We start from the raw sequence: 20,695 nt of genomic DNA on the forward strand, positions 1-20,695 counted from the left end.
GGGGGCGGTCAGCTGCTGGACGCGGGGCCGGTCCCCGGGGTGGGGAGCAGCCGTGACGCCGTGCCGTCACCCGTCCTGACCCAAGTTTAGGTATGCAAACACATGTTCTCGCCACTGTTCCGCCGAAGTGGGGACGGACGTCCGGGCGGGCCCGGCGCGCCGGTCGTCACAAAATGCCGTGCTGCCCGCGGTGCTAACGCCCAGGTCAGGAGCCGTGCCAGGCTGGCAGCAGAGCCGCTCGAGGAAGGGGAGTCCCGTGCTGGAGATCCGCAGTGCCGCCCAGGACCGGGGTGCGGGCGACGGGTGGCGCGGTGCCGCCCGCGCCGCGCCGGCGCGGCGCCCCGTCACGGCGCCGGTCGTGCTGGTCGGCCTCGGCGCGGCGCTCGTCGTCGTCGCCCTGGCGGCCGGACGGGTGTGGTCGGAGGTCCTCCTCGACGCCGGGGCCGTCCTGCTCACCGTGGGCGGCGTGGGTCTGCTCCTGGACGCCGGACTGGCGCGGTGGCGCGGGTCCTGGCCCGTCGAGGCGCAGCGTCCCCCGGTCCCCGCGCCGCCGGCGCCCCGCGACGACCAGCTGGGCCTCGTGGGGGTCCGCGAGGAGCTCGACGCGGTCGACGTGCTCCGCGGCGTGCGGCCCGGGCAGGAGCTGTGGTGGATGGACACCTTCCCGCTGACCCTGGCCGGTGACCTGGACGCCATCCACAAGGCGCTCGACGCCGGGGTCCGCGTCCGGCTGCTGGTCCTCGACCCCAAGTCGCCCGCGCTCGCGTCCCGGCTCCGCGAGATCCGCCACCACTACGGCCTCTCGCCCATGGACCTGCGGCGCAGCTTCGACACGCTGGTCCACCAGCTCCGGGCCCTGGGGGAGCTGGACCCCGTGGTGGCCGAGCGCCTGGAGGTGCGGGTCTACGACGGTCTGCCCGGAGCCCCGATCTACCTGGTGCTCGGGCCTCCCGCCGCGGCGGAGGACCCCGCGGCGGACCCGGGCGCGCCGCAGGTGCTCCGGGCGTTCAGCAGCTACTTCCTGCTCGACGCCAGCCAGGACATGCCCTACCTGGAGTGGCGGGACGGGTCCTTCGCCGCCCGGCTGCACTCCTACGCGCGGCACAAATGGGAGGAGGGGCACACGGTGTTCCCGACCGAGCCCGCCGACCGCTCGGCCTCGGCCTTCAACGTCGGGCCCGAGGCGGCACCGCGCGCGGCGCGGGACAACACTCAGGGCTCCTGACGCGCGACCTCCGCGTCCCGGGTGCTTCCGGGGCGTCGGAGCCTGTGGCGGCGAGATCGCAAGTCTGCTGAGATGGCGGCATGGACGTTTCGGATTTCAAGACCCTGTTCGGCGACGACATCCGGGCCTGGCTCGACTGGGACGCGCTCGACGACGAGAACTCCCGGATCGAGGACCTCGTGGTCTCCTCCGGGGAGGAGCTCGGCGGGCTCTACACGGTCTGGCACGTGGACCCCGAGGGCAATCCGGGGGAGTGGTCGCACCCGCAGCACCGGCCGCAGACCCTCGCCCAGGCTGCGGCGAAGCAGTGGCCGGAGGACCGGCAGGGAAAGATCGAGCACCTGCGGCAGGAGTTCTCGGCGGAGTCGGGGCCGGTCCAGCTCACCGTCCCGGCCTACCGGACCGAGGGGTCCCTCGTGGTCCTCGACTCCAACCACCGGCTCGTGGGCGCCTATCTCTCCGGGGCGGACCTGCGCGTGCTGCTGGTCGTGCTGGACGGGCCCTCGTCCTCCGTGATCCTCCCCGCCACGGCACAGATCGAGAACGACCAGGCGGACCGGATCTGAGACGCCCACCGCGGCCGGTCTACGCCGCGGAGAGCGCCAGAACCTCGCCCTGGCGCACGAGCCGGCCGTCGCGCGCCATCAGGTCGAGCACCTGCTCGTAGCGTTCCCGGATCTCACGGCCGGTCCGGTTGAACCCGAAGACGTCGTTGAGCGCCTGCATCACGTCCACGGCGGGGGACGGGCCGTCGGAGCGCAGCACGTCGAGCACCGCGTTGCCGATCTCCTGCGGGGCGATCTCGGTGACGCGCCGCTTCTCCCCGTCGGCCGGGGTCCTGCGGTAGCCGGTGTAGTCGTCCGGCGTCATGCCCTCGGGCCAGTAGAAGGTGCCGAGAACCGACCTGCTGCGCCGTTTCTTCGGCAGGCAGCCCAGGATGGTCTCCTGCCGCTGAGCCTGTACCCGTTGCAGTCCGAAGCGGTTGGCGAGCAGACGCGCCAGGCGCTGCGCCTCGATCGGGCCCTCCACGGCGACGATTTCCTCGAGGTGCTCGCGCACCAGCTGCTTGTTCGCCGAGGCCGTGATGGTGTCGAGCACGGCCCTTTCCCCGGCGACCCGGTGCGGAGCAGGCCGATAGGAGTCCTCCGCCGAAGCCGTGCCCGTGGACGGGCCCGGACTGACGCCGACCAGATCGTCGACCACGGCCGGATCGACCGGTGCCGGTGATGGCCTCGCGGCTGTCCCGGCCCTGCCGGCCACGAGGACGTGGTCCTCGTCCGGACGCGGTGCGGCGGCCGGTGCGCCGACGGGGACGAGCTCGCGGTCGGTCCCGCCGCCACCCTCGGCGGCATCGGGCAGGGTCCGCGGAGTGTCGGTTCCCTGCGCGTCCTCGGCGACGAGCTGTGCGGGCGGCTCGTCAGGCTGCCTGACCGCTCGCTGCGCGGCGTCCGCGATCTCCTGGACCACGGTGCTGCGGGAGCGGATCCACGCGGGCAGCCACACCCTCTCGAGGTGCCGCCACCCCATGGCGCCGGTCAGCACCTGGCTCGGGAGGGCGTCCCGGTCGGAGACGATGGTGCGCCGAGCCCAGGCTGGACCGTCGAGGAGGAGGCCGACCCACTCGTGCTCGGGGGACACGCGTGCGGCGAGGTCCACCCGGAAGTTCGACATGCCGATGTCCTCGGCGACCTCCAGGCCGGCTGCACGGAGGGCCGCCGCGACGTCCTGCCGGTGCAGGTCCCAGGACTCGCCGGTCGGGCGGTGGACGTCGTCGTGCCCGTGCTCACGCGCGAAGACCAGGTACTCCCGCAGGTGCCGCAGGCCCTCTGACGAGGTGCGCGCGAGATCGATGTCCTCCGGGCCGAACGAGCTGTAGATCTTGATGGCGCGGCGGGCACGGGTGATCGCCACGTTGAGCCGCCGCTGACCGCCGGCAGCCGTGAGCGGACCAAAGTTCAGGCGGAGCGTTCCGGTGTCCTTGTTCCGCGAGAAGGCGAGGGAGAACAGGATGACGTCGCGTTCGTCGCCCTGCACGTTCTCGAGGTTCTTCACGAACAACGGGTCCTCCGTGCGCACCAGGGCGTTCTGGACGACGCGCACGGTGGACTGCTCGAGCTTGTCGAGGACGAGGTCCCGCTGCTGGGTGTTGAAGGTGACCACGCCGATCGACGCGTCGGGGTCCTTGCGCAGCAGCTGGACGACCTCCTCGACGATCCGCTGCGCCTCGACCTCGTTGGTGCGGGTTCCGCCGGCGCCGCCGTCGTACTCGCCGTCCAGGCATTCCCAGCTGACGCCGAGGCCGGGCCGGGGCTCGGGCGGGGCGGGGAAGCTGGAGAGCTCCCCACGGTAGTAGCGGCGGTTGGAGAACGCGATGAGGGACTCGTCCTGGCTGCGGTAGTGCCAGGTCAGGCCGAGGCTCTGCACGTTCGAGTCGACGGCCTCGGTGAGGATGGAGTCCTGGTCCGCGACCGTGAGCCCATCCTCCTCGGCACCGGCGAGGTCGTCGTCGCCTGCTGTGGACGCGAACATCGAGCTGGGTGGCATCTGCTGGGAGTCGCCGACCACCACGACCGCCTTGGACCGGCCCATGGCCCCGATGGCGTCGGCCACACGGATCTGCGAGGCCTCGTCGAAGACCACGACGTCGAAGTCCACGGACCCCACCGGCAGGTACTTGGAGACCGAGTGCGGGCTCATGAGCAGGCAGGGCGTGAGGTCCAGCAGGACGGGCCCCGTCTTCTCCATGATCTCCCGGATGGACCCGCCGCGCTTCCGATGGATGAGGCGGTTGAATTCGACCTGCTCCTTCGTCAGCTTCTCGCCGTTGATGCCGGTGGCGGCGAGCACCTGCGCCGGCAGGTCCGAGCGCAGACGGCGGCGCACCTGTCCGGAGAGGTCGAGGTAGCTCTCCACCTGGCGGTCACGCACGGCGGCGTCGAAGGAGGTCAGGTTCGCCTCCTCGAGCGTGTCCGCCCGCACCTCGTACGCCACGGCACGCTGGAGCCGCTCGGTGAGTCCGGTGACCGGCATCGTGCCCGCCCGCAGGTCATGGGCCAGGCCGCCGAAGCCGGCGTGCTCCAGCTCCTGGAGCAGTGATTCCACGGCACGGTAGCTCCGCAGCCGCCGATCACGCTGCCGATCGACCTGGTCCTGCCACATGGGTGCCGTCGCCGCGAGCCGGTCGAGGACGGAGGTGTCCTTGCGCCACCGGGACACGGAGGCTTCCGTGGCGCCCAGGAAACCTGCGGCCGACGACCACGCCTCCACGAAGGCGGCTGTCGTCGGGCCGAGCTCGATCCGGGCGGTGGCACGGCCGGTGGTGGAACCGCCCGTCGTCGAGAACAGCGCGCTGAGGGCATCGTCCTGGTCCGGGAAGGAGTCCAGGACGGGCTCCAGTGCCTCGGCGAAAGCCAGGACGGAGGCCGGTACCGCGAGCGGGTCGGGCGCGGTCAGTGACCACTGGAGGTCGGCGGGCAACAGGGTTCCGATGCGGTACCGGAGGCCCTGCTCGGCGTGCTGCACGGCGTGGAGGGCGTCCAGGAAGGTGGAAGGGTCGTCCAGGCAGCTCGTGTCGGCCGAGACGACGAGGGGACGCAGACCGTCGACGACCGCTTGCACGGCCTTCCGCTTCCCGAAGAGCTTGCCCCGCGCTTCGGCCAGGGCCTGCCGGTGGGTGTCGAGGTCGGCGGTGAAGGCGGCCGGGTGCAGCGACCGCAGGAGCGGCTCGTGCTGGGCGAGCACCTTCCGGATGTCGTCGAGAGCCTGGTGCAGTTCCTGGTGCCACGTCACGGTGAACACCTCACGGTAGTGGGCCGGGGGCATCGCCCGGTTCGTGTCGACGTCCCGGAGCCAGGTGGCGAGGGCCCTCCAGCGGTCGACGTCGTCGGTCGTGCGCAGCAGCGCAGCAACGCGCTCGTCGAGGCCGTGGAGCGCCTCCAGGAGCTGCTGGACCGGCTGCAGCACCGGGCCGCCGTGCTCGTCGTCCGACGTCTCCTCCGGACCGGCCAGCGACCACTCGTCCTGGTCCGGGACGTGCCCGAGGTCGGGGAGCAGCTGCTCGAGGGCGCTCGCGGTGCGGAACACTGTCTCCGCGCGCTCGGGATCGGCCACCAGCGTGCCGGGAACGACGATGTCGTCCTGCACCCCGGTGTCCGCCGAGGAACCGGTGAGTGCGAGAACGTTCTGGTGGGCCTCCCAGACGCTGCGGCCACGGGTCGGCCGGTGCAGGGCGTGCGGGTAGCGGACGAGGTCCTCGACGGCGGCGGCGTGCTGGTCCCGGAGGACGCCGAACGCCGACGACGGTGTGCGGACCCGGGAGTCCCACGAGTCCACGAGCTGGCTCCGGACGCTCTTGATGCTCTGCTGCCTCCCGTGCAGCTCGAGGGTCAGAGGTCCGAGGCCGACCTTCTCGAGCCGCTCCCGGACGACCTGCAGCGCCGCCTGCTTCTCCGCGACGAACAGCACCTTGCGTCCTGCGGCGAGGCTGTCCGCGATCATGTTGGTGATCGTCTGCGACTTGCCGGTGCCTGGAGGGCCCTCGAGCACGAAGGTGCGCCCGGCCGTGGCCCAGGTGACAGCCTTCAGCTGCGAGCCGTCAGTGGGGACGGGCAGGTACCGGCGTGCTTCGTCGTGCTCATCGGTCTCGGGAGCCTCGATCGGGTCGTCGAACGGTGCCGTGGGGGTGTTCACGAGGTGCCCGACCAGGGGGTTGTCCAGGAAGGACTGCCAGTTCTCCGAGAGGTCTCGCCACATCTCGAGCGTCGAGAACTGCAGCATGGCCAGCCGGACGTCCGGCTCCACGGTGAACGGCAGGCTGTTCAGGGCCAAGGTCCGGCGGAGCTCCTCGAAGACGTAGGCCACGTCCATGCCGCTGTCGTCGGCCGGGGGCTCGGCGAGCACGGGGATCTCGAGGCCGTAGTCCTGCTTGAGCTTCTCGATGAGGCAATAGTTGGGCCGGGCCTCCGCGCCGTCCTCGACCTGGACGTGGAACGGCTGGTTCTTCCGGCCGGTGAGGGTGACGGGCAGCAGGAAGAGTGGGGCAAGGCCTTCTTTGTCCGTCCGGTCCTTCCAGGACAGAGCGCCGATGGTCACGAACAGGTTGTTGGCGCCGGTCTCCTCCAGGACGACCTTGGCCTTGCGACGCAGACCGTCCAGCGTCCCCTCGTGCCGAGATGCCGTGTGGTCGGTGTGCACGACCAGCTCATTGCGCAGCACCGCCTCGAGCATCTCCTCCGGCAGCTGTGCGGCAGAGTGCCGGCCCTGGGCGTTGTCGATCTCGGACAGGTCGTCGGCGGGACGCAACCGCAGCCGCTCTCCGCTGGCGAGGGTGTCCTCGAAGTCGGGCAGGGCACGCTCGGGCACGATGAAGGACACCGAGCCGGTCTTCTTCAGTTTCAGCAGCGGGTTGCGCATGCTCAGGTCCAGCAGCGCGGAACGCCACCGGGCCACCCGAGCCGGGTACACGGTGCGGTCGACGGCGGCACCCGTCCCACCCGCCGAGCGGCGTCCGGAACCGGCCCCCGGGAGCGGCGCCGCGGGGACGGTCTCGACCTCGACGACGATGGTGCCGCTCTCCACCCGCACCCGGGGCAGCGGCCGGATGCGGCGGTGCGCGGCGGCGACGTCGAGCACGTGCAGCACTTCACCGTCAGTACCCCAGTGTCGGGCGGTGGCCTGGCTGGCATCGTCGAAGCTGATGTCCTTGCCCTCGACCAGGGCCGTGGTCTCGACGGGCAGCAGGATGCCGCCGCGCACGAAGTTCTGGAGGAGGCCGCGGTCGGCGAGCGCCAGCTCCGGAAGCTGCGCCTCGGCGGTGAGGAACCCGGCGAAGGCGTGGCCGGGGACCCGGACGACGACGGGGTTCAGGCCGGCCTGCTCCAGCGCCGCGGCGTAGGCGACCGTCAGGTCGAGACACGTACCCCACCGCTCGGAGAGCATCCGGTCCACGGGGCGGATCTTCTGCCCCGTGGACTCGAAGGACGCCGGGGGCTCGGTGTAGCGGATTCCGAAGGAGGCGAGGGCATCGTAGACCGCGCGGCCGATCTCCACCGCTCGTTCGGGCCCGCCCTGGTAGCCGTCCAGTGAGGGATCACCGGTGCGCTCCCTCAGCAGATCGGAGGCGCGGTCGAGGACCTGCCGGACCGCCGGCGCGTTGGGCGTGATAAAGGCGGCCAGCAGCTCGGGGATCGACCGGGCGTACCACTCGTCCCGGGCCAGCAGCCGCACGCCCGTGGTCTCGGTGGCCACCGCGCCGTCGACCGTGGCGTTGATCCGCAACGACGCGGTCCGTGCCTCGTCGAGGGCGGCGAAGGCGGTGTGGTCCAGCGGCCAGGCGACGTCCGCGCCGTCGAGCAGGACCTCGCCGCCCGGGCCGACCGTCAGAGGCTCGAAGCGGCACGGAGTCCCCAGCCCCTCCGAGGAGTCGTCGAGGACCAGGACCAGCTGCTCGAGCACGTGCGGAGCGGCCTGGTCGGTGTTGCGAACCCGCACCTCCAACAGGGGGCTGACCCCGTTGTTGACCAGGGCGTAGTTGACGGCCTCGCGGAACAGGACGGTGACGGCCAGGGGCCCGGCCGTGACGGTCGCCGCGCGGGTGCCGGGCGGCAGGTCGTCCCGGTCCGCGAGGACACCCTCGTGCACATCCCGCGCGGACTCCTGCTCGATCGCCTGACCGCTGATCCGATCCGGAACGTTCCCGGCGGGCTCGTGCTCCCCGGCGCCCGCGGGCGTCCTCTCTACCGCGGAGGCACCGGTCTCCTCGGCCGCGGCGGGGGCCGCCAGGCCGAGACTCTCCAGCAGCAGACGCATGGTGTCGAGGGCTCGCTCTGCATCGGCCTCCGTGAGCGTCAGCGGCTCGTGGGCGCAGACGTTGAGGGAGTGCGTCAGCTCGCGCGCGTAGCTGCTCTGCAGGGGAGTGACCTGGTGGTCGAACTGCTTCCACTCCTGGATCAGCAGGCGCAGCAGGAAGCGGGGATCACCGAGGGTGTACCTCCGGAGGGGGCGGCCGTTGAGCTCGTCCGCGCGCTGCGCCTGCGTCACCCACGACTGCGGATCCCCCGGTTCGGGGGCGTGGCCCGCGACCCAGGGGCCGAGGGTGCGAGCCATGACCAGAGCGGCGCGCTGGATCGCTTCGGACGGAAGGGTTTCGGGCACGGTCCGGCTCCTCGAGGTGTGTGCAAAAGCAGATGCTTGAAAGTGTATGAGCGGCCCTTGCCGCATTCGCGGTCCGAGTCGTACGGCCTGTGGGCGAGTCGGCCCACAACGGGCCGCGCCTGCCCGCCGTCGCACCCCGCGACTAGCATGAGCCCATGAGCGACGACGCCCGTCCCGAGCCCCGCTGCCCCGTCCCGCACGGCGACCGGCGCAGGACCGCCCCGCCCGGCGAGCGCAGCGCGCCGCCGGTGGAGGTGCTCGACGGCGTCTGGCACGTCCGGTCCCTGCCGATGGTCCGCCAGGTGCTGCGGGAGGCCGACGGCACGGTGCAGGCCGGCTTCAGCGCGGAGACCGCCCGGCAGGGCCTGACCGGCGACCACCCGCCCGTGCTCTACGCGGACGGCCCCGAGCACCGGCGCCAGCGCACCGCCACCGCGAGGTTCTTCACCCCGGCCACGGTGAGCCGCCGCTACCGGGCCCTGATGGAGGAGCGCGCCGACGAGCTGGTGGAGCGGATCCGGCAGGACGGCGGGGCCGAGCTGTCCGCGATCACCCTGCGCTACTCCGTGGAGGTCGCCGCCCAGGTGGTGGGGCTGACGAACTCGGACATCGACGGGATGTCCCGGCGCCTGGAGCGCTTCTTCAGCGGCCCCGTCACCGGCTCCACCGGTTCTCCGCGGCGCCGCCTCCCGGCCCGGCTCGGCGCCGTCGCCGGGTCGCTGCGGCCGATGTGGGCGATGACCGCCTTCCAGCTCCGGGACGTGCGCCCGGCCGTCCGGGCGCGGCGCCGGCAGCCCCAGGAGGACGTCGTGTCCCACCTGCTCGCGGAGGGATGCACGGACCGGGAGATCCTCGTCGAGTGCCTCACCTACGCCGCCGCCGGCATGGCCACCACCCGCGAGTTCATCGCGGTGGCCGCCTGGCACCTGCTGGAGGACGACCGGCTGCGCGAGGAGTACCTCGCGGCCGACGAGTCGGCCCGGCACGGGATCCTGCACGAGATCCTGCGCCTGGAGCCGGTGGTGGGCCACCTCTACCGCAGGACCACCCATGAGCTGGTCCTGGCGGACGGCGACGAGCGCCACGAGGTGCCGGCCGGGGTCCTGCTCGACCTCTACGTCCGTCAGGCGAACACCGACGAGCAGGCGCTCGGGGAGGACGCCCGGCAGCTGTGCCCGGAGCGGCCCCGGCCGCGGGGGATCCGGCCCGAGGTGATGTCCTTCGGGGACGGAGCCCACCGGTGCCCGGGCGGATCCCTCGCGATCCAGGAGACCGACATCTTCCTGCAGCGCCTGCTGCGGCTGCCCCTGGCGTTCGCGCACCCGCCGCGGGTCTCCTGGGTGGAGCTGATCGCGGCCTACGAGGTGCGCGACGTCGTCCTGCGGACGGGCGCCGGTCAGGGGTGGCGCACGCCCTCCCCGGCGAGCACCGCCCGGTAGCCCTCCCGGTACGTGGGGTGGCGGAGCTCCACTCCGGCCTCCCGCAGCCGCCGGTTGGACAGCCGCTTCGAGCCCCGGTGCGGCGCGTCCGCCTCCGGGACGTCCTCGGGCCGGGGGACGCCGAGCTCCTGCGCCAGGAACTCCAGGACCTGGAGCTCGGGCACGGGCTCGTCGTCCGTGCCGAGATACAGCGTGAGCGGCTGGGCGTCCATGGTCAGCAGGTGCACGGCGGCCGCGGCGGCGTCGTCCCGGTGGATGCGGTTGGTCCAGGCGGCCCCGGCCGCGACGTCCCCGGAGCGCACCTTGTCGATCAGCCGGGTCCGGCCCGGACCGTAGATGCCCGACAGCCGCAGGACCGTGCCGTGCGGGAACTGCTCGTGGAACAGCTCCTCGGCCTCCAGCAGGATCCGGGCGGTGGGGGTCGAGGGGTCCGGCGGGGTGTCCTCGGTGACCTCCCCGCCGCCGGCGTCCCCGCAGACGGCGGTCGAGGAGACCAGCAGGGCACGCCGGGGGAGGGCCCCGGCGGTCCGCAGCCCGTCGGCCACGTGGCGCAGCCCGTCGAGGTAGGCCGCACGGTAGGCCTCGGGCGTCCGCCCGTCCGCGGCGGTGGCGACGACCAGCAGCTCGACGTCGCCCGGCAGCTCCGGCACCTCCGTGCTCAGGTCCACCGCGATCCCGATCAGGGGCGGCGGCACCAGCTCCGCACGGCGGCGCAGTCCCAGCACCTCGTGCCCCTGCTCGGCCAGCCGCAGTCCGATCTCCGTGCCCAGGTCTCCGCATCCCGCGATCACCACGCTCATGCCCCGATCCTCCCACGTCCTGCTCCGCGCACCACAGCGGCGCGGGCCGGTCCGGTTCCCCCGGCGTGCGCGGCACCGTAGGTTGGAGGTGGTGACCGGGCAGCCGAGGCGCACGGGAAGGGGACGCCGGTGGACTGGTACCGCAAGGACGTGGAGGAGCTCGCGCCCGAGGACTGCTGGGATCGGCTGCGGGCGGACGGCGTCGCCCGGCTGGCCGTGGTGGCGGACGGGGCGCCGGAGATCTTCCCGATCAACTACGTGGTCGACCGCGGCACGATCGTCTTCCGCTCGGGCGCGGGGACGAAGGTGAGCGGCGCGCTCGCGGGCCGGGCCGTGGCCCTCGAGATCGACGGGCACGATCCCGCGACCGCCACGGCGTGGAGCGTGATCGTCAAGGGCGACGCCGAGAGCGTCCGGCCCGGCCACGCCCTGATGGAAGCCCTGCAGCTGCCGCTGTTCCCGTGGCAGGAGGGCGTGAAGGACCGGTTCGTCCGCATCGTCCCGACCACGGTGACGGGCCGCCGCTTCACCATGGCCGACCACGAGGCGTGGAACTCCCCGGCCGCCGTCGGCCGCCGTACCCCCGGCGGATCCGCCCGCTGGACCGACGCAGGCTCCGGCGGGTCGTGACGCCCGGGGCCCGGCTCCCGCGGAGCGGGCCGTGTCGGGCCGGGGAGGCTTCCGTGCCCGGTCAGTAGGGTGGGGGCATGACCTCGCACACCGTCTACACCGTGGGCCACTCCACGCGCTCCGCCGAGGAGTTCGTGGAGCTGCTGCGCGAGACCGGAGTGCAGCGGCTCGTCGACATCCGCACGGTGCCGCGCTCGCGGACGAACCCGCAGTTCAACCTCGACGCGCTGCCGGGCACGCTCGCGGCGGCCGGCATCGAGCACAGCTACTGCAAGGGACTGGGCGGGCTGCGCCCCACCTCGAAGGACTCGGTGAACACCGCCTGGCGCAACGAGTCCTTCCGCGGCTACGCCGACCACATGCAGACCGAGGAGTTCCGGGCCGCGCTGGCCGAGCTCGAGCAGCTGGCCGAGGCCCTGCTGGTGCGCGGGCACGACGTGCAGCACATCATGGTCCCCAGCAAGCTGACCCCCGCGACGCTGCGGGACTTCGCCGTGGTCGACGGACACCGGATCACCTACCCAGGAGGATGACCATGCAGCACCTGAACGAGATCGCCCTGCAGCACCTGAACGAGGCACGCCACGCCCCGCACGGGCGCAGCGCCGAGCAGCTCCTGCACCAGAAGGTGCTGCGCCAGACCATCCTGGCCCTCAAGGAGGGCGCGGTGCTCGCCGAGCACAACGCCCCGTACGCCGGGAGCCTGCAGGTGCTGCACGGGCGGATCCGGATCAGCTCCCGCGAGGACCTGGTGCTCGAGGCCGGGCACCTGCACGTGATCCCCGCGGAGCGGCACTCGGTGGAGGCCCTGGAGGACTCGGTGTTCATCCTCACCGCGGTGACCGGCATCGAGGACGCCGCCGAGTAGCCGCGGCGCCGGAGCGGTCCCGGAAGAGAGCGGAGCGGCTCAGCGCCGGCCCAGGTGCTTCTCCCGGCGGTAGGCGATGAACACGCCGGACACCGCGATCATCAGCATCATCGCGGCGATGAGCGCGAGCGTCCACGCGCCGTCGATCAGGGCGACGACCAGCAGGACGAGGGCGATCGCGGACAGCAGGAACTGGAAGATCAGCACGGGGCGGCCTCCGGTAGGGGGCAGGGGTCCCGTCGAGGCTACCGGAGGCCTGGAGGGCCCCGGACGCCGGGGGCGGGCGCATTCCCGGTTTCGCCCTCCGCGTGAGCGGTGTCCCAGCGCCCGGGAGGGGGCTAGCGTCGAGGGAGAGCACCACGTCCCCCACGTCCCCTCTGCACCAAGGAGCACGAACATGACCCGCACAGCCATCATCGGCGGCCACGGCAAGGTCGCTCTCTCTCTCGCCCGGCTGCTCACGACCGGCGGCCAGGACGTCACGAGCATCTTCCGCAACCCGGACCACACGGAGGACGTCGAGAACACCGGCGCGTCCCCCGTGGTGGCCGACGTGGAGCAGCTGTCGGTCGCCCAGCTCGCCGACCTGCTCGAGGGCCAGGACGCCGTGGTGTGGAGCGCCGGCGCCGGCGGCGGCAGCCCCGAGCGCACCTACGCCGTGGACCGGGACGCGGCGGTCCGCACGATGGACGCGGCCGTGATGGCCGGCGCCAAGCGCTTCGTCATGGTCTCCTACCACGGGGCCGGCCAGGACCACGGCGTCCCCGAGGACGACCCCTTCCACGCCTACGCCCAGGCCAAGGCCGACGCCGACGACCACCTGCGCGCCTCCTCGCTGGACTGGACGATCGTGGGCCCCGGCGCCCTCACCGAGGACGAGGCGACCGGCAGGATCGACGTCTCCACGGGCGAGCGGGACGGCGAGCACCGGACCTCCCGGGCCAACGTGGCGCTCGTGGTCGCGGCCGTGCTGGACGACCCCTCGACCATCGGGAAGACCATCGAGTTCTCCGACGGCCACACGCCGATCTCCGACGCGCTGGAAGTGCAGCCGTGACCCTCTGAGCGCGCACCTCACGAGGGGCGGCCGCCGTGCACCGGGTCCCCGGTGCACGGCGGCCGCCCCTCGTCGCAGGCGCTCTCAGGCCAGGAAGTCGGCCGGTCCCAGGACCCGTGCGGGCGCGCCGGCTCCGGGCGTCTCCAGGGCGGCGATGCGGCGCTCGGCGATCCGCCAGCCGTCCGGGGTGCGCACGAACAGGTCCAGCTGGTCCCCGCCGTGCGCAGACCCGTCCGCGCACACCACCAGCCACTTGCTCCAGGCCCGCACGCGGTCCGGGGCGAGCCGGCGCAGCACGGTGTCGGTGACCAGGTGCGGGTCCCCGGTCTCGGCCAGTAGCCGCTCGGCGATCTCGGCCGGTCCGCGCGCCGTCCCGCCCGGGGACACGACCACGGCGTCCGCGGTGAACACCCGGTCCAGGTCCAGCCAGGCCCGGGCGTCCACCACCCGGGCGCACCGGCTCAGGACGGTGCCGATCTCGAGGGCATCGGCGGCGGGCACGCGGTCCCACCCCGAGCCCGGTGCGGGGCTCATCGGCGGGCCCGGCCGGCGGCCGCGAGCACGGCCTCGTCGAACATCGCGTAGGCGTACGGGTCCGGTGCGTATCCGCCCTCGGCGAGGGCCACGGAGGCGGAGTCGTTGCGGGGCGCCACGGTGCGCCGCTCGATCCGCCACCCGTCGGCGGTGCGGCGGAACGTGTCGATGTAGTCGCCGCAGGCCACCCTGCGGTCCCAGGTCAGCAGGAGCATCCTGGACCAGGCCACGGCGGTGTCCGCGTCCACGGCCTCCACGATCGAGTTCAGGGTGTGCGTGGCGGGGAAGCGGGCGAGCTCGGCCGTCTCGACGAAGCGCCGCACGCCCGCCGGGCCGTCGAACTCGCCCTGCGGCGCGCTGAGGCGGATCTCCGGCACGAACACCTCCCCGAACATGTCCCACTGGCGGTTGTCCAGCAGGTGCGAGGAGAAGCTCAGGATCTCGTTGATCTCGATCCGGTCCTGGGGGCTGATCGTCCCGGGGCCGCTCCCGGGAGACTGCGCCGCGGTCTGCGCGGTGGTGTTCTCAGCGGTCTGCTCCGAGACCTGTCGGTCGTCCATCTGCCTGCTCCGGTCCTCTCGGGGGTCGGCCGGACCGGACCGTTCCGGCCCGCCGGCGGATGCGCGGTTCCGCCCATGATGAATTCTCGGGCGCGGCCGTGCCACGAGGCCCGGTCGTTCTCTAATCTGACCACATGAACACCCACCAGGATGACATCCAGCACATCGTCGACTTCGTGAACCGCACCCGCGTCGGCATGCTCAGCACCCGTGAGGCCACCGGCAAGCTCGTCAGCCGCCCGATGACCGTGGTCGACGTCGCCCCGGGGGAGGACCTCAACTTCTTCACCAGCCGGGACACCTCCTCGGTCCGGGACGTGGCGGCCAACGACGCCGTCAACGTCGCGTTCGTGGGGGACCACGAGTGGATCTCGATCTCCGGCGCCGCCGAGGTGGTCGAGGACCGGCAGGTGCTCGAGGGGCTCTGGTCCGACGCGCTGAAGGCGTACTACCCGGAGGGGCCGTCCACCCCCGGCCTCGTGGTGCTGCGCGTCCGCACGGAGACCGCCGAGCACTGGCGCAGCCCCGGGACGGTGGCCACCGCGCTGCGCTGGGCGAAGGCCCGGGCCACCGGCGAGCAGGTCGACCCCGGCCGGTCCACGGTGGTGGACCTGTGAGCCTGCCTCCGATCCACCAGGGCGCCTCGGCCGGACGGGACCCCGACCGCCTGGACCTCGAGGAGGTCCTGCGCCTGACCGCCGTGGTGCACGGCTCCGTGCAGGGCGTCGGGTTCCGCTGGTGGACCGCGCGCCACGCCGAGCAGCTGGGCCTGCGCGGTTCGGCGGTCAACAACACCGACGGCACCGTGGGGGTGATCGCCGAGGGGCCCCGGCGCGCCGTGCGGGACCTGCTCCGGGCCCTCAACGGCGGCGGCGCGCCCGGCGTCGTGATGAAGGTGGACTCCCACTACGGTCCCGCCACCGGGGAGTTCCACGGGTTCGTCACCGGCTGAGCCACGCCGCCGTGCCCGAGCCCTGCGTTCTACGATGGAGGCATGGCTCACGACCACGCCGGGGACCGCGGGCGCGCGGAGGACGGGCACGACCACGGGCCCGGGCACTCGCACGCCGGTCCCGGGACCGACCGGTGGCGGATCGCCACCGCCTTCGGGATCACCGTGGCGCTGTTCGTCGTCCAGCTGGTCGGCGCCCTGTGGACGGGCTCCCTGGCGCTGCTCATCGACACCGCCCACGTGCTCACCGACGCGGGCGGGCTGCTGCTCGCGCTGATCGCCGCGCAGCTGACCCTGCGGCCGCCGAGCGCACGGCGCACGTGGGGCTGGCGGCGCGCGGAGATCGTGGCCGCGGCCCTGCAGGCCGGGGTGCTGCTGGCCGTCGGGCTGTTCGTGCTCGTGGAGGGCGTGCGCCGGTTCTTCGAGCCGCATCCGGTCGCCTCTGCCGAGATGCTGGTCTTCGGCGTCCTGGGCCTGGCCGGCAACCTCGTGGCGATGGCCGTGCTCTTCGGGGGCCGGCGCTCCAACCTGAACCTGCGCGCGGCGATGCTCGAGGTGCTCAACGACGCGCTGGGCTCGGTCGCCGTGATCGTCGCGGCCGTGGTCATCACCCTCACCGGCTGGATGCAGGCCGACGCCGTCGTGGCGCTGCTCATCGGAGCGCTCATCGTGCCCCGCACCATCCGGCTGCTCGTGGAGTCCCTCTCCGTGCTCATGGAGAGCGTGCCCCCCGGGCTCGACATGGACGACGTCCGCGGGCACATCCTCGAGCTGCCGCACGTGGTGGAGGTCCACGACCTGCACGCGACCCGGATCTCCTCGGACCTGCCCGTGCTCACCGCCCACGTGGTGCTCGAGGAGGAGTACTTCTACTCCGGCGGCTCGGCCGAGGCGCTCGGCCGGATCCAGCGGTGCGTGGCCGAGCACTTCCCGGTGTCCGTCCAGCACTCCACGATCCAGCTGGAGCCCGCGGACCACGACGAGCCGGAGGTCTGCGCGCCCCATGAGCACTGAGCCCCGGAGCACCGAGCACCACTGCCTGGTGGTGTTCGTCCCCGCCGCCCACGCCGAGCAGGTCCTGCAGGCCCTGGGCGACGCCGGGGCCGGACGATCCGGCCACTACTCCCACACCGCGTTCGTGAGCCGCGGCACCGGCCGGTTCACGCCGCTCCCCGGGGCGCACCCCACGATCGGGGAGGTCGGGACGCCGCAGGAGGTCGACGAGGTCCGCATCGAGACGCTGTATCCGGCGGCCGAGCGCGAGCGCGTGCTGCGGGCGATGGCCGGGGCCCACCCCTACGAGGTCCCGGCCTTCACCACGTTCCCGGTCCACGACCGGGGCCCGTCCTTCGACGAACAGGGCCGGCTCAGGAGACGGCCGGATCCTGCATGAGCGCCGAGCGGATCAGGAACCGCTTGCCCTCCGGCGCCTCCACCGAGAACCCGGAGCCACGGCCCTCCACCACGTCCACCGTGAGCAGGGTGTGCTTCCAGTACTCGAACTGCTCGCGGGACATCCAGAACTCGAGCTCGGCCGTGGCCGGGTCCCCGGGCAGCGCGAACACGCCCAGCAGCACGTCGGCCGGACCGGTGAGGAAGTCCCCGGCCGGGTAGCACATGGGCGCGGAGCCGTCGCAGCACCCGCCGGACTGGTGGAACATGAGCCGCCCGTGGAGCTCCCGCAGCGTCCCGAGCAGCTCCACGGCGGACGGCGTCAGGGCCACGCGGGAGAACGTCTCGCCCTCGACGGCGGGGGCGGACTCCAGGACGGCGGTGCTCCCGGTGGTGCTCTCGGCTGCGTTCTCGGTGGTGCTCACGGCGCGCTCCTCGGCTCGGGGGTGTGATCCACGCTACAGCCGCGCGAGCAGTTCCTCCAGGCCGAGGCCGTCCAGGACGCCCGCCGGGTGCGGTCCGGCCGCGGCGAAGGCGTCCGCCCACTCCCGGGGCAGGGCGCGGCGCCCGCCCACGAGGACCAGGTTGCCCGGGTAGCGGCCCGTGAGCAGCCGCTCCTCGGCCAGGCACCACACGTCGGCGAGCGCCTTTCGCAGGGCCCGCGCCTGCTCGGCGAAGAACACCAGCCCGGGGTCGTCGCCCACGTTGACGACCAGCACCCCGCCGGGCGCCAGCAGCCCGGCGGCCTCGGCGTAGAAGGAGACCTCCGTGAGGTGGGCGGGGGCGTCCCGGCCCGAGAAGACGTCGAGGACCACGAGGTCGGCGGTCCCGGGGGCGACGACGTCCGGCAGCGCCGCCCGGGCGTCGTCGACGACGACCCGCACGTCCGCGCCCGCGGGCAGGGGCAGCGCCTCCAGCACGAACGCGGGCAGCTCCCGCTCGAGCTCCACGGCGGCCTGCGCGGAGCCGGGCCGGGTCGCGGCCACGTACCGGGCGAGCGTCAGGGCCCCGGCGCCCAGGTGCACCGCGGTGACCGGCGCGCCCGGCGCCGCCACGACGTCGACGACGTTGGCGATCCGCCGGAGGTACTCGTAGAAGATCTCCTCCGGGTGGGCGAGGTCCACGTGGGACTGCTCGGCCCCGCCGATGGAGAGCACGAACCCGCCCTCGGTGAAGCCGTCCGGGGTGATCTCGGCGTGCACGCCGGCGTCCTTGAGGTATCTGCGCATGAGCCCATTGTCACTTCCCGGATGGGAATGAACCGGGGTCCGGGGCGGCTGCACCGGTGTATCACTGCTGCGTCCCGAAGGATCCCCCGCCCATGACCCCCGACGTCCCCGTGTCCGAGACCGTGCCGGTCCCCGCCCCCGCCCCCTCCGCCCGTGTCCCGGACACCGGCGGCCCCGCCGTCGTCGCGGACACCGACCACTCCGCCCGCAACCGTCTGGTCATCGCGCTGCTGCTGGTCTCCACCTTCGTGGTGATCCTCAACGAGACGATCATGGGCGTGGCGCTGCCCCGTCTCATGTCCGACCTCTCCGTCACGGCGGTCGCCGGCCAGTGGCTCACCACCGCCTACATGCTCACCATGGCCGTGGTCATCCCGGTGACGGGGTTCCTGCTGCAGCGCCTGCACACCCGGCCCGTGTTCCTGACCGCGATGACCCTGTTCAGCCTCGGCACGCTCGTCTGCGCGGCCGCGCCCGGGTTCGGGACGCTGCTCGCGGGGCGGGTGGTGCAGGCCTGCGGCACCGCCATCATGATGCCCCTGCTGATGACCACGGTCCTGACCCTGGTGCCGCCGGCCGGGCGCGGGCGGGTCATGGGCAACATCTCCGTCGTCATCTCGGTCGCCCCCGCCGTGGGGCCCACCATCTCGGGCGTCATCCTCAGCATGCTCGAGTGGCGGTGGATGTTCATCCTGGTGCTGCCGATCGCGGTGGGCTCCCTGCTGCTGGGCGCGTGGCGGATGCAGAACGTCACCGAGCCCCGCCCGGCGCCGCTGGACGTGGTCTCGGTGGTGCTCTCGGCCCTGGGCTTCGGCGGCCTGGTCTACGGCCTGAGCACGTTCGGCGAGGGCGGGGACGCCGCCGTCCCGGCGTGGGTGCCGCTCGCGCTGGGCGTGGCGGCGCTGGTCGTGTTCGTGCTGCGCCAGGCGCGGTTGCAGCGCGCGGACCGGGCCCTGCTGGACCTGCGGACCTTCCGCTCCCGGGTGTTCACGATGTCCACGGCGGTGCTCGCCGTCAGCATGATGGCCCTCTTCGGCACGCTGATCGTGCTGCCCATCTACCTGCAGACCGTGCACGGCCTCGATCCCCTGGGCACGGGCCTGCTGCTGCTGCCCGGCGGGCTCGTCATGGGCCTGCTCGCGCCCGTCGTCGGGCGGGTCTACGACCGTTCGGGGCCCACCGTGCTGCTCGTGCCGGGCTCCGTCCTGCTGAGCGCGTCCCTGTGGTACCTCGCCTCCACCTCGGGGGCCACGCCCGTCCCGATGGTGCTGCTCGCCCACGTGGTGCTCAGCACGGGCCTGGCCCTGATGTTCACCCCGTTGTTCACCGCCGGGCTGGGCTCCCTGCCGACACGGCTGTACTCGCACGGCTCCGCCGTGGTGGGCACCCTGCAGCAGGTGGCGGGGGCCGCGGGCACGGCCCTGTTCGTCACGGTGCTGACCCTCGCCGCCGCCGCCGCCACGGCCTCCGGGGCCCCGGGGCCCGAGGCCACCGAGGCGGGCGTGCGGAGCGCCTTCCTGTGCGGTGGGATCATCTCGCTGCTGGCGGTCGTCGGATCCTTCGGGGTGCGCCGCCCCGCCGCCGAGCGCGCGGACGGCTGAGGGGACGCGGGCCGGCCCGTCAGTCCTGGACGCGCTCGCGGATCCGCCGCGTGAGCTCCGCGGCGTCCTCCACGGCCTGCTCGCCCTGGGCCAGCCCCGCGCGCAGCTCGTCCCGGGTCGCGGCGTCCTTGAGGGAGCGGACGTTGATCTCGAGCGTGACCATGGCCGTGGCCACGGCGGCCCGGGCCGCCTCGGAGGCCGCCGCCAGGTCGCTGAGGACGTTGGGGTTGCACCAGCCGGTCAGCTCGCGCGCGAGCTCCACGACCTCGGCGCCCACCCCGATCAGCTCCCGCGGGGGCTGCGCGGCGCCGGCCGTGGCCTCCTGGACCGCCCGCGAGCGCTCCGTCTTCTCCTCGTCGGTGTCCTTCGGCAGGGTGTAGGCGGCCGAGAGCGCGCCGAAGGCCTCGGCGTCGGCGTCCGCCAGGCCCAGCGCGCGCGGGATCAGCTCCTCGGCGCGGTCGGCCGTGCGCTCGGCCCGGGCCGCGTGCTCGGCCCCCGTGGAGTAGCGGGCGGACATCGCGATCAGGGCCGCGCCCAGCGCCGCCTGCAGCGCTCCCGCGGCGCCGCCGCCGGGGGCGGGCTCGCCCGAGGCCATGCGCTCCACGTAGGCCCTGACGTTCTCCGAGTTGATCACAGCGGTTCCTTCCGGTGGCGGGACCTGTCGCCCGCCGCGGGGGCGGGCGCAGGCGTCGACGTCCGCACGAGCCTAGTCCTCCGCCGGTCCCCGTGGTGAGTCCCACAGTCCTCGCGGGACGAATGCACGGCCCGTCCACCGCACGGAAACGTGCCGGCCACATCCGCCGACGATCCTGGGAGTGTCCGAGGGCCCCACCCCGGACCCCACCCCGAGAGGAAGTGCCGCCATGACGATCCCCGACGCGACCACCGTCGACGCGACCACGGCTGACGCCTGGGTCCACGACCCCGCCCGGATCCGGCCCGGCGACCGGATCGAGGTGTGGGAGCAGGACCACCTCCGCCACGTCGGCACCGTGGGCCAGTGCGCGCCCCACCTCCGGCTCCTCTGGATCCTGGAGGCCGGCACCGGCTCCCGCCGGCTGATCCCCGTGCACGGCTACCGCCTGCGCCTGTCCCCGTCCGTCCGCGCCGCCTGAGGCCCCGGACTCCTCGCGTTCAGCCGCTGTTCGCCCGGGCCGACTACGGTCGGCGCTGACAGCCGGACCGACGAGGAGGATCATGGGGAGTCAGCAGATCGACGGAGCTCGCGACCGGGGTGCACCCGGCCGCGACCGCGG

At 73.2% G+C, this 20,695-nt stretch carries 21 protein-coding genes; 13 read left to right on the plus strand and 8 right to left on the minus strand.

All coding sequences use genetic code 11. The features are described 5' to 3' along the window. Positions 1 to 256: 256 nt before the first annotated feature. Both ACFYE3_RS01420 and ACFYE3_RS01425 read left to right on the plus strand, forming a co-directional pair. Positions 257 to 1,225 (plus strand): DUF5919 domain-containing protein, encoded by a 969-nt coding sequence (locus ACFYE3_RS01420; RefSeq protein WP_387605487.1) that lies wholly within the window; start codon positions 257 to 259, stop codon positions 1,223 to 1,225. A gap of 80 nt (positions 1,226 to 1,305) precedes the next feature. Next, entirely contained in the window at positions 1,306 to 1,791 is a 486-nt protein-coding gene (locus ACFYE3_RS01425) for a hypothetical protein (RefSeq protein WP_387605485.1), read from the plus strand. Positions 1,792 to 1,810: 19 nt separating this feature from the next. Here ACFYE3_RS01425 and ACFYE3_RS01430 read toward each other — a convergent pair whose 3' ends face one another. Then, positions 1,811 to 8,377, minus strand: coding sequence for a DUF3320 domain-containing protein (locus ACFYE3_RS01430; protein ID WP_387605483.1), 6,567 nt, complete (start codon positions 8,375 to 8,377; stop codon positions 1,811 to 1,813). Between the two features lie 155 nt (positions 8,378 to 8,532). On the opposite strand from ACFYE3_RS01430, the gene ACFYE3_RS01435 reads away from it, so the two are divergent. Next, positions 8,533 to 9,816, plus strand: coding sequence for a cytochrome P450 (locus ACFYE3_RS01435; protein ID WP_387605480.1), 1,284 nt, complete (start codon positions 8,533 to 8,535; stop codon positions 9,814 to 9,816). Here the strand turns inward: ACFYE3_RS01435 and ACFYE3_RS01440 are convergent. Next, the gene (locus tag ACFYE3_RS01440) at positions 9,774 to 10,616 is read right to left on the minus strand and encodes an SDR family oxidoreductase (protein WP_387605479.1); all 843 of its coding nucleotides are present in this window, start codon (positions 10,614 to 10,616) and stop codon (positions 9,774 to 9,776) included. The genes ACFYE3_RS01435 and ACFYE3_RS01440 overlap by 43 nt on opposite strands. 129 nt (positions 10,617 to 10,745) lie before the next feature. On the opposite strand from ACFYE3_RS01440, the gene ACFYE3_RS01445 reads away from it, so the two are divergent. The 3 genes from ACFYE3_RS01445 (at position 10,746) to ACFYE3_RS01455 (ending at position 12,114) form a co-directional block, all read left to right on the plus strand. After that, the gene (locus tag ACFYE3_RS01445; RefSeq protein WP_387605476.1) at positions 10,746 to 11,246 is read left to right on the plus strand and encodes a pyridoxamine 5'-phosphate oxidase family protein; all 501 of its coding nucleotides are present in this window, start codon (positions 10,746 to 10,748) and stop codon (positions 11,244 to 11,246) included. 77 nt (positions 11,247 to 11,323) lie between these two features. Then, a complete protein-coding gene (locus ACFYE3_RS01450) occupies positions 11,324 to 11,779 on the plus strand; it encodes a DUF488 domain-containing protein (RefSeq protein ID WP_387605474.1) in 456 nt (151 codons plus the stop codon). 2 nt (positions 11,780 to 11,781) lie between these two features. Then, entirely contained in the window at positions 11,782 to 12,114 is a 333-nt protein-coding gene (locus tag ACFYE3_RS01455) for a cupin (RefSeq protein ID WP_387605472.1), read from the plus strand. 39 nt (positions 12,115 to 12,153) lie between these two features. On the opposite strand, the gene ACFYE3_RS01460 is transcribed toward ACFYE3_RS01455, so the two are convergent. Next, positions 12,154 to 12,321, minus strand: coding sequence for a hypothetical protein (locus tag ACFYE3_RS01460; protein ID WP_368830697.1), 168 nt, complete (start codon positions 12,319 to 12,321; stop codon positions 12,154 to 12,156). Positions 12,322 to 12,511: 190 nt separating this feature from the next. On the opposite strand from ACFYE3_RS01460, the gene ACFYE3_RS01465 reads away from it, so the two are divergent. Beyond that, positions 12,512 to 13,171 (plus strand): SDR family oxidoreductase, encoded by a 660-nt coding sequence (locus ACFYE3_RS01465; protein WP_387605470.1) that lies wholly within the window; start codon positions 12,512 to 12,514, stop codon positions 13,169 to 13,171. Between the two features lie 84 nt (positions 13,172 to 13,255). Here the strand turns inward: ACFYE3_RS01465 and ACFYE3_RS01470 are convergent, their stop codons facing one another. Next, complete coding sequence (locus ACFYE3_RS01470) at positions 13,256 to 13,705, minus strand: nuclear transport factor 2 family protein (protein ID WP_387605468.1); 450 nt, start codon at positions 13,703 to 13,705, stop codon at positions 13,256 to 13,258. Continuing rightward, entirely contained in the window at positions 13,702 to 14,265 is a 564-nt protein-coding gene (locus ACFYE3_RS01475) for a nuclear transport factor 2 family protein (protein ID WP_387605465.1), read from the minus strand. The genes ACFYE3_RS01470 and ACFYE3_RS01475 overlap by 4 nt, the downstream gene beginning before the upstream one ends. A gap of 134 nt (positions 14,266 to 14,399) precedes the next feature. Between ACFYE3_RS01475 and ACFYE3_RS01480 the strand changes: the two genes are divergently transcribed. The 4 genes from ACFYE3_RS01480 to ACFYE3_RS01495 are packed head-to-tail and all read left to right on the plus strand — an operon-like array spanning position 14,400 to position 16,610. Next, positions 14,400 to 14,882 carry a pyridoxamine 5'-phosphate oxidase family protein gene (locus ACFYE3_RS01480; RefSeq protein ID WP_387605463.1) on the plus strand — a complete coding sequence of 161 codons (483 nt, stop codon included), beginning with the start codon at positions 14,400 to 14,402 and terminating at the stop codon, positions 14,880 to 14,882. Beyond that, a complete protein-coding gene (locus ACFYE3_RS01485) occupies positions 14,879 to 15,217 on the plus strand; it encodes an acylphosphatase (protein WP_387605460.1) in 339 nt (112 codons plus the stop codon). The genes ACFYE3_RS01480 and ACFYE3_RS01485 overlap by 4 nt, the downstream gene beginning before the upstream one ends. Positions 15,218 to 15,259: 42 nt before the next feature. Then, positions 15,260 to 16,231, plus strand: a complete 972-nt coding sequence (locus ACFYE3_RS01490) for a cation diffusion facilitator family transporter (protein ID WP_387605458.1) — start codon at positions 15,260 to 15,262, stop codon at positions 16,229 to 16,231. After that, on the plus strand, positions 16,221 to 16,610 hold the full coding sequence (locus ACFYE3_RS01495; RefSeq protein WP_387605457.1) for a hypothetical protein: 390 nt from the start codon (positions 16,221 to 16,223) through the stop codon (positions 16,608 to 16,610). Before ACFYE3_RS01490 ends, ACFYE3_RS01495 begins: the two co-directional genes overlap by 11 nt. Here the strand turns inward: ACFYE3_RS01495 and ACFYE3_RS01500 are convergent. Continuing rightward, a complete protein-coding gene (locus ACFYE3_RS01500; RefSeq protein WP_387605454.1) occupies positions 16,585 to 17,034 on the minus strand; it encodes a DUF779 domain-containing protein in 450 nt (149 codons plus the stop codon). The genes ACFYE3_RS01495 and ACFYE3_RS01500 overlap by 26 nt on opposite strands. 33 nt (positions 17,035 to 17,067) lie before the next feature. Next, the gene (locus tag ACFYE3_RS01505) at positions 17,068 to 17,838 is read right to left on the minus strand and encodes a spermidine synthase (protein WP_387605452.1); all 771 of its coding nucleotides are present in this window, start codon (positions 17,836 to 17,838) and stop codon (positions 17,068 to 17,070) included. Between the two features lie 92 nt (positions 17,839 to 17,930). Between ACFYE3_RS01505 and ACFYE3_RS01510 the strand changes: the two genes are divergently transcribed. Beyond that, complete coding sequence (locus tag ACFYE3_RS01510) at positions 17,931 to 19,439, plus strand: DHA2 family efflux MFS transporter permease subunit (RefSeq protein WP_387605449.1); 1,509 nt, start codon at positions 17,931 to 17,933, stop codon at positions 19,437 to 19,439. A gap of 19 nt (positions 19,440 to 19,458) precedes the next feature. Here ACFYE3_RS01510 and ACFYE3_RS01515 read toward each other — a convergent pair whose 3' ends face one another. Then, a complete protein-coding gene (locus tag ACFYE3_RS01515; RefSeq protein WP_387605447.1) occupies positions 19,459 to 20,073 on the minus strand; it encodes a cyclodeaminase/cyclohydrolase family protein in 615 nt (204 codons plus the stop codon). Between the two features lie 229 nt (positions 20,074 to 20,302). Between ACFYE3_RS01515 and ACFYE3_RS01520 the strand changes: the two genes are divergently transcribed. Beyond that, the gene (locus tag ACFYE3_RS01520; RefSeq protein WP_387605444.1) at positions 20,303 to 20,554 is read left to right on the plus strand and encodes a hypothetical protein; all 252 of its coding nucleotides are present in this window, start codon (positions 20,303 to 20,305) and stop codon (positions 20,552 to 20,554) included. Positions 20,555 to 20,695 lie beyond the last annotated feature (141 nt).

The sequence above is a fragment of the Kocuria arenosa genome (assembly GCF_042879215.1).
In the GTDB taxonomy this organism is placed as follows: Bacteria; Actinomycetota; Actinomycetes; order Actinomycetales; family Micrococcaceae; genus Kocuria; species Kocuria arenosa.

Coding starts and splice junctions, on each gene's coding strand:
- ACFYE3_RS01425 (WP_387605485.1), top strand. CDS start 1,306: ATGGACGTTTCGGATTTCAAGACCCTGTTCGGCGACGACATCCGGGCC.
- ACFYE3_RS01435 (WP_387605480.1), top strand. CDS start 8,533: ATGAGCGACGACGCCCGTCCCGAGCCCCGCTGCCCCGTCCCGCACGGC.
- ACFYE3_RS01440 (WP_387605479.1), bottom strand. CDS start 10,616: ATGAGCGTGGTGATCGCGGGATGCGGAGACCTGGGCACGGAGATCGGA.
- ACFYE3_RS01450 (WP_387605474.1), top strand. CDS start 11,324: ATGACCTCGCACACCGTCTACACCGTGGGCCACTCCACGCGCTCCGCC.
- ACFYE3_RS01455 (WP_387605472.1), top strand. CDS start 11,782: ATGCAGCACCTGAACGAGATCGCCCTGCAGCACCTGAACGAGGCACGC.
- ACFYE3_RS01465 (WP_387605470.1), top strand. CDS start 12,512: ATGACCCGCACAGCCATCATCGGCGGCCACGGCAAGGTCGCTCTCTCT.
- ACFYE3_RS01470 (WP_387605468.1), bottom strand. CDS start 13,705: ATGAGCCCCGCACCGGGCTCGGGGTGGGACCGCGTGCCCGCCGCCGAT.
- ACFYE3_RS01475 (WP_387605465.1), bottom strand. CDS start 14,265: ATGGACGACCGACAGGTCTCGGAGCAGACCGCTGAGAACACCACCGCG.
- ACFYE3_RS01480 (WP_387605463.1), top strand. CDS start 14,400: ATGAACACCCACCAGGATGACATCCAGCACATCGTCGACTTCGTGAAC.
- ACFYE3_RS01490 (WP_387605458.1), top strand. CDS start 15,260: ATGGCTCACGACCACGCCGGGGACCGCGGGCGCGCGGAGGACGGGCAC.
- ACFYE3_RS01495 (WP_387605457.1), top strand. CDS start 16,221: ATGAGCACTGAGCCCCGGAGCACCGAGCACCACTGCCTGGTGGTGTTC.
- ACFYE3_RS01505 (WP_387605452.1), bottom strand. CDS start 17,838: ATGCGCAGATACCTCAAGGACGCCGGCGTGCACGCCGAGATCACCCCG.
- ACFYE3_RS01510 (WP_387605449.1), top strand. CDS start 17,931: ATGACCCCCGACGTCCCCGTGTCCGAGACCGTGCCGGTCCCCGCCCCC.
- ACFYE3_RS01520 (WP_387605444.1), top strand. CDS start 20,303: ATGACGATCCCCGACGCGACCACCGTCGACGCGACCACGGCTGACGCC.